Raw genomic sequence first — 280 nt, forward strand, 5'->3', positions numbered from 1 at the left:
TCCTGATGGACACCACCGAAGACCCGCACCTGCGTGCGTACCAGGCGAGCCGCGCCAAGGCCCGCGCCTGCACCGCGGCCAAGAAGATTACCCGCGAAGCGATCCAGCTGCATGGCGCCGTCGGCTACACCGACGAATTCGACATCGGGCTGTTCCTGAACCGGGCGCTAGTGCTGTCCGCCTGGCTGGGCGATGCGCCATATCATCGTCGGCGCTGGCTGGAGTCCCGCAAATTCGAGGAGGCCGCGCAATGACCGACTGGAACGCGATGAGCGATGCC

General features: G+C 66.1%; 1 protein-coding gene. It reads left to right on the top strand.

What is annotated here, in order from left to right:
- On the top strand, positions 1-254 hold a 254-nt coding region (locus tag ACP7H9_RS14245; protein ID WP_439222938.1), incomplete at its 5' end, for an acyl-CoA dehydrogenase family protein.
- Between the last annotated feature and the right edge of the window lie 26 nt (positions 255-280).

This window comes from Idiomarina sp. ST20R2A10 (assembly GCF_051842345.1).
Taxonomy (GTDB): domain Bacteria; phylum Pseudomonadota; class Gammaproteobacteria; order Enterobacterales; family Alteromonadaceae; genus Idiomarina; species Idiomarina loihiensis.